This is a genomic window from Actinoallomurus sp. NPDC050550, assembly GCF_040655075.1.
GTDB lineage: Bacteria > Actinomycetota > Actinomycetes > Streptosporangiales > Streptosporangiaceae > Actinoallomurus.
Window position 1 is genome coordinate 45,998 of the sequence record NZ_JBFAJC010000069.1, and the last position, 8,334, is coordinate 54,331.

General features: G+C 70.1%; 9 protein-coding genes and 1 pseudogene. 3 read left to right on the top strand and 7 right to left on the bottom strand.

From position 1 onward, the window contains the following. Window positions 1-28 precede the first annotated feature (28 nt). Window positions 29-694 (top strand): helix-turn-helix domain-containing protein, encoded by a 666-nt coding sequence (locus AB0I04_RS48475; protein WP_360901353.1) that lies wholly within the window; start codon window positions 29-31, stop codon window positions 692-694. A gap of 17 nt (window positions 695-711) precedes the next feature. On the opposite strand, the pseudogene AB0I04_RS48480 reads toward AB0I04_RS48475, so the two are convergent. Then, a pseudogene (locus tag AB0I04_RS48480) lies at window positions 712-1,975 on the bottom strand (DUF6596 domain-containing protein). Further along, window positions 1,972-2,391 (bottom strand): YciI family protein, encoded by a 420-nt coding sequence (locus AB0I04_RS48485; RefSeq protein WP_360901356.1) that lies wholly within the window; start codon window positions 2,389-2,391, stop codon window positions 1,972-1,974. The pseudogene AB0I04_RS48480 and the gene AB0I04_RS48485 overlap by 4 nt, the downstream one beginning before the upstream one ends. A gap of 216 nt (window positions 2,392-2,607) precedes the next feature. Here AB0I04_RS48485 and AB0I04_RS48490 point away from each other — a divergent pair, with 216 nt between their 5' ends. Then, window positions 2,608-2,934, top strand: a complete 327-nt coding sequence (locus AB0I04_RS48490) for a hypothetical protein (protein WP_360901359.1) — start codon at window positions 2,608-2,610, stop codon at window positions 2,932-2,934. A 60-nt stretch (window positions 2,935-2,994) separates the two neighbouring features. Here AB0I04_RS48490 and AB0I04_RS48495 read toward each other — a convergent pair whose 3' ends face one another. Continuing rightward, entirely contained in the window at window positions 2,995-3,684 is a 690-nt protein-coding gene (locus AB0I04_RS48495) for a haloacid dehalogenase type II (protein ID WP_360901362.1), read from the bottom strand. Window positions 3,685-3,802: 118 nt separating this feature from the next. On the opposite strand from AB0I04_RS48495, the gene AB0I04_RS48500 reads away from it, so the two are divergent. Continuing rightward, a complete protein-coding gene (locus AB0I04_RS48500) occupies window positions 3,803-4,399 on the top strand; it encodes a CGNR zinc finger domain-containing protein (RefSeq protein ID WP_360901364.1) in 597 nt (198 codons plus the stop codon). A gap of 228 nt (window positions 4,400-4,627) precedes the next feature. Here the strand turns inward: AB0I04_RS48500 and AB0I04_RS48505 are convergent, their stop codons facing one another. The 4 genes from AB0I04_RS48505 to AB0I04_RS48520 all read right to left on the bottom strand — a co-directional run bounded on the left by AB0I04_RS48505 (window position 4,628) and on the right by AB0I04_RS48520 (window position 8,089). Then, complete coding sequence (locus AB0I04_RS48505; protein WP_360901367.1) at window positions 4,628-5,272, bottom strand: dihydrofolate reductase family protein; 645 nt, start codon at window positions 5,270-5,272, stop codon at window positions 4,628-4,630. Between the two features lie 202 nt (window positions 5,273-5,474). After that, window positions 5,475-6,755, bottom strand: coding sequence for a cytochrome P450 (locus AB0I04_RS48510; RefSeq protein WP_360901370.1), 1,281 nt, complete (start codon window positions 6,753-6,755; stop codon window positions 5,475-5,477). A gap of 59 nt (window positions 6,756-6,814) precedes the next feature. Continuing rightward, window positions 6,815-7,396 carry a hypothetical protein gene (locus tag AB0I04_RS48515; protein WP_360901373.1) on the bottom strand — a complete coding sequence of 194 codons (582 nt, stop codon included), beginning with the start codon at window positions 7,394-7,396 and terminating at the stop codon, window positions 6,815-6,817. Between the two features lie 291 nt (window positions 7,397-7,687). Then, window positions 7,688-8,089, bottom strand: coding sequence for a hypothetical protein (locus AB0I04_RS48520; RefSeq protein WP_360901376.1), 402 nt, complete (start codon window positions 8,087-8,089; stop codon window positions 7,688-7,690). Window positions 8,090-8,334 lie beyond the last annotated feature (245 nt).

Genomic DNA, 8,334 nt, shown 5'->3' on the forward strand with positions numbered 1-8,334 from the left:
ACCTTCCGTTCAAGCTAGAATCGGAACCATGGAGACCAAGACCCCTGGCCTGCGAGGCCGCCAGGCCGAAGCCGCCCGCAACGACCAGGTGATCCTCGACGCCGCCCGAGCCGTGTTCATCCGCGACCCTGGGGCGCCGATCTCGGCGGTGGCGGAGGAGGCGGACGTGGGCGTCGGCGCCCTGTACCGGCGCTACGCCGGCAAGGAAGAGCTGCTGCGGACACTCTGCGAGGACGGCCTGCGCCGGTTCATGGCGATCGCGGAGTCGGCGCCGGTCCGGCACAGCGATCCCTGGGACGCCTTCGCGGCCTTCGTGGGCGAGGTCATCGACTCGGACGTGCACTCTCTGACCGTGCACCTGGCCGGCACGTTCACCCCGACCCCGGAGATGCACCGCCTGGCCGCGGACGCGTCCTCGCTCGCCGCGCGGATCCTCGAGCGCGCGAAGACCGCCGGCGCGCTGCGGCCGGACGTGAACGCCCGCGACATCCCAATGATCTTCGACCAGATCACCGCGATCCGTCTCGGCGACGCCGATCGCACCGCCGAGCTGCGCCGCCGCTACCTGACGCTCGTACTGGACGCGTTGCGCGCCGACACGTCGGCCACGCCACTGCCCGCTTCCCCACCGAGCGACGAGGAACTCGGACAGCGGTGGCGGCACACGGAGTCAGCACGCCGCCCCCGCCGATGACGCGCGCCTCGCCGGTCTCAGTCCAGGTCGGCGAGCCTGCGCTGGAGCAGGCGGCGCTCACGTTCGTTCCCGCAGAGCCGTACGGCGAGCTCGATCTCATGGCGCGCGTCGTCGAACTTCCCGAGGCGTCTGAACAGCTCGCCGCGTACGCTCGGCAGCAGGTGAGAGCCGGAGAGGCCGCCCGCCTCGACCAGGTCGTCGACGATGGGCAGCGCGGCCGCCGGGCCCTGGGCGATCGAGACCGCGACTGCTCGGTTGAGCTCGACGACGGGCGACGGCGCCAGCCGGCCGAGCGCCTCGTAGAGCAGCACGATCCGTTCCCAATCCGTCCGCTCGACGGACGTCGCGACCGCATGACACTCGGCGATCGCCGCCTGCACGCCATAGGCGCCGAGCCCACGCCCGACCCGCCCGGCCTGGGCCAAGGCCGCCCGCCCGCGCCGGATCGCCGCCCGGTCCCAGCGCCGACGGTCCTGCTCCTCCAACAGGACCGGTTCGCCGTCGGCGTCCAGGCGCGCCGGGAACCGTGCGGCGGTGAGCTCGAGGAGCGCGAGCAGGCCGTGCACCTCCGACGCGTCCGGGACCAGCCGCGCCAGGATCCGGGTCATCCGGATCGCCTCGCGAGCCAGGTCGGGGCGGATCCACTCACTTCCGGAGGTGGCGGTCGAGCCCTCCGTGAAGATCAGGTAGAGCACACTGAGCACCGAGCCGAGTCGCTTGCGACACTCGTCGGGCGGCGGCACCTCGAACGCCACCTGCGCGGCCGCGAGCGTCTTCTTGGCCCGCGTGATCCGAGCCTGCACCGTGGCGGTCGGTACGAGGAAGGCGCGGGCGATCTCGTCGCTCGTGAGACCGCCGAGGACGCGGAGCGTGAGCGCGATCTGCGCCTCCCGCGATGAACATCAGCGCCAGCACATCGTCGTCGATGCGGTCCGGATCCCACAGCAGGTCACCGTCCGGTGCGGGCGTCGCCGGGTCACCAGAGGCGACACCGCCCTCGTCCAGATGCCGGGCGAGGGCGGCGTACCTCTCGTCGAGAGCCGAACGGCGACGGAAGGAGTCGATGGCACGACGCCGCCCCACGGTGAGCAGCCACCCCGCGGGATTACGCGGCACGCCATCGCGCGGCCAGGCGACGAGCGCCTCGGCCAGCGACTCCTGGGCCAGGTCCTCGGCCAGCGCGAAATCGCCGGTGAACCGGGCGAGCGTACTGACGATGCGCGCGGACTCGATCCGCCACACCGCCACGACGGCCTGCCGGCCGCCGTCCGGCGGGGTCATAGCTGGCCGGTCGCCACCCGCCACGCCCGCTCCTTCTGAATCCACTCGTTGTCCTGCGGGAGCTCGTCGATGCTGGTGACGCGACGGATCTCGGCCTTCATCCCCGGACCGCTCATCGGCGCCCGCTTGGCCCACGCGACGGCCTCTTCCTTCGAAGCGACATCGAGGATCCAGAAGCCGCCGAACAGTTCCTTGGTCTCACCGTACGGCCCGTCGGTGACGACCGGAGGGTCGGAGGAGTAGTCCACGACGACGCCCTGCGACGCGTCGTCGAGCCCCTCCGCGGCGACCAGCACGCCCGCCGAGATCATCTCGTTGTTGAACCGGCCCATGGCCTCGATGATCTCGTTGAAGTCGACGTCCATGAAGGAGGCGTACGCTTCGTCGGTCGCGCGCATGATCAGCATGTACTTCACGGTCTTCTCCTGCAGAGTCCCGGGCCCCGTTCGGACCCTCTCACCTCTAGGTCGAATGGCGGAACCGCCGAATCGACATCGCGGGCAAAAATCTGCCACCGCTGATCAGGACGCCTGGAGTGCGGCGAGCCGGGCCAGCACCGCGGCGGCCGGCCCGCTGGGTTCGGGCCGGTAGGCGATGATCACCTGGCCGTCGGCGCCGTCGATGCGCAGCACGTGCCGGCACATCGGAAACCGGCCGACGAGCGGGTGGTCGACTGGAACGGCAGCTCCGCCGTGTGGGCCGAGCCCCTGCCGCCGTACGAACAGTTTCGCAGCGCGCGCCGTACGGCGACGACAGGACTGAAGCCGATCGACCCACGCGCCACCGCCACGGCGATCCTGGCCCTCGCCGACGCGGCCGAACCGTCGCTGCGACTGTTCCTCGGCACCTACCCGTACCCGTTGGCGGAGAAGGCGTACACGCAGCGGCTGCACACCTGGCGGCAATGGCACCAGCTGGCGGCCTCCGCAGACGGCTCACCGTCCGAGACGGCCCGGTAGACCGACCCGCAGTTGTCGCTCGTGCATGAGTGGCGCCTGTTCACGCCGGAGGCAGCGTGATCAGGCCTTGCCGAGCCGGTCCGCCAGGTCGGCCAGGTCGTCGGCGTGCAGGTCGAACCGGTCCGAGGAGGTGGGCGGGTCGCCGACGGGGCGGGCGACGTAGGCGGTGCGCAGGCCGAGGCCCCGCGCGCCGCGCAGGTCCCAGGCGTGGGCGGCGACCATCAGCAGCCGCTCCGGTGGTCGTCCGGAGACGGCGACGGCCAACTGGTAGACCGCTGGGTCCGGCTTGTACGTCCGGGCGTCTTCGGCGGACAAGGCCTGGTGCCAGCGCAGTCCGGCATGCGCGTTGAGTCCCAGCAGCGCCGTCCGGCTCGCGTTCGAGAGTCCGATCAGCGGGAACCGTTCGGCGAGCCGGGCGAGCCCTGCCACGGTGTCGGGCCACGGCGGGAGCCGGCGAGCCGACAGAGCCAGCTCCGCCACGGCGGCCGGGTCGTCGACCCCGGCGGCGTCGGCGACGAGCCGGGCGGCCTCCCGATCGAGGGCGTCGCCGGCGAGATAGGGCCGGTCGCCGTCGAGGATGCGACGCTGCTCGCGGTCGATGTGTTGCTGCCACAGCGACAAGAGCTGATCGATCCTGGGATCGTCGAGCGAGGGGGCGAGTTCACGGATGCCGGCGCGGATACCGGCGGGTTCGTCGACGAGCGTGCCGAGCACGTCGAACACGACGGCATCGATCTGCAGCTCTGACATGGGCGCGGTCTCCTGAACGAAGCAGGGGCGTGGGGCGGCGGTCACCACGCCGCGAATCAGCTTCAGACGTAAGGGGTAAAGTCGCTTTTAATCGACGGTAGCGGGAGGTTCGTAAGGGATGCAAGTTGCTTTTGACGATTACGTCTGGGCGGCGGGTGTCGCGACCGAGCTCGTCAACACCACCGCCGAGGTCTGGCGCGGCGACGACCACCTGCCCGACGTGGCCGCCCTCGTCGCGTTCACCGACCTACACGGAGACGGGACCGGCGCGCTGTCCGAACTTGCCCGCCGCGCCCGCACAGCCGACCTCCATGCGGTCCACGCACTTCGTACGACCGTGCGCGACCTGATCGATCAGCCCGACCGCGACCACCTCATCGCCGGCGCCACCACGCTCACCTCGCCCGCCCAGGGCACCACCCTGATCCCCGATCCCGCACACGTGAACCGCACCCGCTGGGCCGCCCCACTCCGCGACGGAGCAACCATCGCCGACGCCCTCTCGTTGACCTGCGGCATCGGCATCCTCGGGGTCGTACACACCCTCGGCGAGCAGCGATTCCGCCCATGCGGCGCGCCCACCTGCCGGGGAGCGTTCATCGACACCACCCGGCCCGGTCGCCGCCGCTACTGCATGCCCGGCCTGTGCGGCAACCGCATCAACGTCGCCAACCACCGCGCCCGCCAAGCCACAACACGTACCAACTCCGAGTAGGTCCGATGAGCGAGCGATGATCCTGCCTTCCACCTCATCGCCAAATGACCGGGCCAAAGCGCCCACGCCGCCCACGGCGGCCACGGCGGCCACGGCGGCCACGGCGGCCACGGCGGCCACGGCGGCATCATCGACCGGCCTCGCTCAGACAGGTCTTCCTTCCGTTTTCCCGTGCCGACCTGGCGGATTCACCGCCGACGACACGGACCCACCTGGCGCGAGGCGGCTTCAGCCGTCGCGCCCGGCACCACGATCGGGTGCGCTCATGTCCCCCGTCCCGGGCGTGCCATCGGCGAGCCCGTAGCGCAGGTACACGGTGCCCTTCGGACCGGCTACCGGCGGTTCGAGGAGTGTGACGTTCGTGGGCGCCGCGCCACCGTCGAACACCTTCTTCCCGACGCCGAGCACGATCGGGTGCACCCAGAGGTCGAGACGGTCGAAGAGCCTCTCGCGCAGGAGGGTCTGCACCAGGTTCAGGCTCCCGACGACCTTCACGTGCTCGTGCCGGTCACGGATCTCGCGCACCGCGCCGGCCAGATCCGGGCCGAGCTGTGTGGACCCGGCCCACGAGAGGTCGGGCCTGCCGCGGGAGGCCACGTACTTCGGGACGCTGTTGAAGAGCGTGGCGATCTCGTTGTCCTCGCCGCCCTCCTGGTACGGCCAGTAGGCGGCGAAGATGTCATACGTCCGCCGGCCGAGCAGGAGGGCGTCCGTGCCCTCGTACGCGGCGCCGATCTGCGCCCCGGCGACCTCGTCCAGCAGGGGCGCCTGCCAGCCGCCGAACGGGAACCCCACCGGGTCCTCGTCGGGGCCGCCGGGCGCCTGCCCGACGAGGTCGAGGGTTGCGAACAGCTCGATGTGGATGAGGCCCATGCCCTACTCCCGATGAGTTGGTCGTCTCGGTCGGGAGGTAGACCTGTGGGCGCCGGCAGACTCATCGCCGCGACGGCACCCGGCTTCGTACCCGTCTACCGCCTAGCCCGGTGCATCGGTCACCACCCAGGTCCCGCGGTCAGCGTCCTTGCGGCGCCCGGCAGCAGGGCTCGGCGTCCGCAGTGAGCTGTACGGGAACGATCTATCGAGAAGCGCCGACGGGGGGCGTCGGGGAGAACTCCACCGGCAGCGCGGTGAGGCCACGGATCTGGAAGGACGACCGCCATTGGAGTTCGTTCGGCGGGAGCGCCAACCTCACGTCCGGAAGGCGGTCCAGCAGCACCTCGACCGCGGTCTCGGCGATGACCTCGGCGATCTCCGGAGCCGGGTAGGGACACCCGTGGTCGCCGTGGGAGAAGGACAGGTGGGCGTGGTTGCCCCCTGCGCCGACGTCGAGTCCGGACCGCACCTGCGGATCGGCGTTTCCTCCGGCCAGCCCGACGACGAGCAGGTCACCGGCCTTGATGTACCGTCCGCCCAGTTGGGTGTCACGGGTGGCCCAGCGACCCACGGTGCCCTGCGCGGGCGATTCATCCCACAGCACCTCGTTCATCGCCTGGCCCACACTCTGGCGGCCGCCCGCCAGGGTCAGGGAGAACCGGTCGTCGATCAGCATCAGGCGGAGGGTGTTGCCGATCCAGTTGGACGTGGTCTCCTGTCCCGCTGTGATCATGATGATCAGGTCCTGAGCGAGTTCCTCATCGGTGAGGTCCGCCCGGTGGGTCACCATGCGAGAGACGACGTCGGGGCCGGGCTCGAGGCGTTTGGTCTGCACGAGCTCGGACATCGCGGCAGCGACCCGCCCGAAGGCCTCGAGGGAGTCCTCCCCGCCGTCCAGGGCCGTGACGACGTCCCGGGCGACGGCCTGGATCTGGCCCGGGGGTATGCCCATGATCCCCGCGACGGCCAGCACCGGCATCGCGTACGCGTACTGCGTCAGTAGTTCCGCCTTGCCGCTACCGGCGAAATCGTCGATCAGCCCGTCGGCGAACTGCTCACACCGGGCGCGCAACTCGAACTGGTCGACCTCCGCCAGGGCATCGCTGATCGCCCCACTGCGCCGCCGATGCTCGGCCCCCGCGGTGAACAGGATGGAGGGCTGGTAACCGACGAACGCCATCAGCGGCCAGTCGGGCGGGACCCGCTCCCACTGGTTCCAGTGGCGGGAGTCACGGGCGAACAGGTTCGGGTCGCCGACGACGTGGTGGAGCTCGCGGTACCCGATCACCAGCCAGGCGGGGATGTCACCCACGAGCAGCACGGGCACGACCGCCCCGTGGTCCTTCCTCAGCTCCCCGTACATCCGGGCGGGGTCTTCCCTCTCGTAACTCGATCCGTACAGGGGAACGGCGTCCGGGTGAGCCGGGGATGGAGGGCCCAGGGGCCGGATCGTCGCGTCGGCGGTCGGGTCCAGTGGAGACATGGCCTGCTTTCCAGGAGACTGCGATCAGGCTCACCCGGCGCTCGATGCCGGGGAGGATTTCATGGGCGGCGCGGTCCGGCTGCGGGTCTGGAAGCGCCGTCGAGCTCACCCTGTGGGATCTCGGCAGGGTCGGGGGTCGGCTCAAGTTCGGTCATGAGGTGCTTTCCACAGTGTCGATCAGGAACCGCCGACGGGGTGCGTCGGAGAGAATCACGGGCAGGGACAAGGCCGCGGACCTGGAAGGACGTCCGCCAGGTGAGCTCTTCGGGCCGTACGGCGAGCATCATGTCCGGGAGCCGGTCCACCATCTGAGTGATCACCTCGGCGATCTCACGTGCGGGGCGCGGGCATCCATGGCTGCCGTGACTTCCATGGGCGAACGACAGGTGCGCGTAATTCGCGGTGCTGCCGGTGGAACCGGTGGACCGCACGTACGAACCGGCGTTCGCCCCGGCCAGGCACATGATCAGCCCGTCGCCGACCTTGATGTGCCGCCCTCCGAGCCGAGTGTCGCGGGTGGCCCAGCGCCGGAGGTTGTTCTGCACCGGCACGTCCTCCCACAGCACCTCGTTGAGCGCCTGGCCGACGCTCCAGTGGCCTCCGGAGAGGGTAAAGGAGAACCGGTCGTCGATGAGCGTCAAACCGCAAAGTGGTGCCGATCCGGTTGGCCGTCGGCTCCTGGCCCGCCAGCCCCAGGACGCATGTCAGCGACGAGTTCCTCGTCGATGAGGGCGGACGTGTGCGTCACCGAGCGCGAGGCGACGTCCACGCCGGGATCCGTACGCTTCTCCTGTACGAGGTGGGTGCATCGCAGCGACGACCCGCCCCGTAGGCCTCGGCGGACTCCTTCACGCTACCGACGACCCCCGTGACCAGACCCCGGGCGACGGCCTCGATCTCCCCCAGGCGAAGGCCGAGGATCCCCGCGACGGTCAGCACTCCTGACTGGCCGTCGGAGGCTCCAGGGCGCGCTCCAGGTCACAGCGGCTCAGGGCCGGGCACCCAATGATCTCGGTCAACAGGGTCCGCTGTCTGCCGGTCAGTTCGTTGAAGAACACGACGGCGCCTGCGCCGGTCGTGGCGCGAGCCGCTGCGATCTCTTTTACCTTGCCCATGCTCATGAGCGTCCGTGGCGAGTAGGGGCGGTCCATGTTCGATTTCCCGCCCGGCGCACTGCCCTTCTTGCCGCCCGAGATACCCCGACGCTGTACGAATCGCCCGACAACCCGGCCGCCGCGTGCGGTCACCTCGGCGGCCAGAGCATCCATGAGTTGAGCGTGGTCCTTGCGCTTAGCGGAAAACAGGCCCGCGATCAACACATCGGTCTCGGCCACCAGCCCCTGGGCACGCGATGCCGGCTCGGTTCGGCGTCGCCGGTTGCCAGCGCGCTCCCGATGCCGCCCTTGCCTCATGTGCCCAACCGTAAGGGTATGCCAAGAACGTGCGCCAACGCGTGTCGACCATACCCAAGGCACATCGCTCTGAGAGCCTGTTAGCAGACGGTTTGGGTGGGGTCGCGTGTCGGCTCTGGAGACGGAAGAGGGCTTCTGGTAGTCGAGGGAGTGTCTAGATCACCCGC

Coding starts and splice junctions, on each gene's coding strand:
- AB0I04_RS48475 (WP_360901353.1), top strand. CDS start 29: ATGGAGACCAAGACCCCTGGCCTGCGAGGCCGCCAGGCCGAAGCCGCC.
- AB0I04_RS48495 (WP_360901362.1), bottom strand. CDS start 3,684: ATGTCAGAGCTGCAGATCGATGCCGTCGTGTTCGACGTGCTCGGCACG.
- AB0I04_RS48500 (WP_360901364.1), top strand. CDS start 3,803: ATGCAAGTTGCTTTTGACGATTACGTCTGGGCGGCGGGTGTCGCGACC.
- AB0I04_RS48505 (WP_360901367.1), bottom strand. CDS start 5,272: ATGGGCCTCATCCACATCGAGCTGTTCGCAACCCTCGACCTCGTCGGG.
- AB0I04_RS48510 (WP_360901370.1), bottom strand. CDS start 6,755: ATGTCTCCACTGGACCCGACCGCCGACGCGACGATCCGGCCCCTGGGC.